The sequence below is a fragment of the Lentzea flava genome (assembly GCF_014648475.1).
Classification (GTDB): Bacteria; Actinomycetota; Actinomycetes; order Mycobacteriales; family Pseudonocardiaceae; genus Lentzea; species Lentzea flava.
Window position 1 is genome coordinate 1 of sequence record NZ_BMRE01000158.1, and the last position, 754, is coordinate 754.

The 754-nt window shown below is 71.9% G+C and carries 1 protein-coding gene; it reads left to right on the forward strand.

Going from position 1 to position 754, the window contains the following annotated elements; translation table 11 throughout:
• Nucleotides 1-754, forward strand: a 754-nt coding sequence (locus IEZ09_RS45950) for an IS30 family transposase (protein WP_189260149.1), incomplete at both ends; no start/stop codon positions are given.

The following is a 754-nucleotide window of genomic DNA, read 5'->3' on the forward strand; positions in this document are numbered from 1 at the left end:
CGATCGCGGCCGAGCTGGGCCGTGCCCCGTCCACGATCAGCCGGGAGATCAAGCTCAACGCCCATCCCGGCTCGGGTGACTACCGGCCGCACGCGGCCCAGGACCGGGCCGAGGCGCGCCGGCCGCGCCCGAAGACCGGCAAGATCGCGGCCTGCCCCGCGTTGCGGGATCTGGTGCAGGGCATGCTGGACGATCGGTGCAGCCCGGAGCAGATCAGCCACCGGCTGCGCCGTGACCACCCCGACCGGCCGGAGCTGCACGTGACCCACGAGACCATCTACCAGGCCCTCTACCTGCAAGGCCGCGGCGAACTACGCCGCGAGCTGGCCCGCGCGCTGCGCACCGGCCGCACCATCCGCACGCCCCGCCGCACCGGTGGGGCCCGCCAGCCCCGGTTCACCCACCCGATGATCATGATCAGCGACCGGCCCGCCGAGGTCGAGGACCGGGCCGTCCCAGGGCATTGGGAAGGAGATCTGATCATCGGTGCGTCTGGCGGCTCGGCGATCGGCACTCTGGTCGAACGCGCCACCCGCTACGTCATGCTCGTGCACCTGCCCGCGCGCCACGACGCCGAGACCGTCCGCGACGGCCTGATCACCACGATCAACACGCTGCCCGCCCATCTGCGGCAGTCGCTGACCTGGGACCAGGGCAGCGAGATGGGCCGCCACCACGAGTTCAGCATCGCCACCGGCATGCCCGTCTACTTCTGCGACCCGCACAGCCCCTGGCAACGCGGCTCCAACGAGAA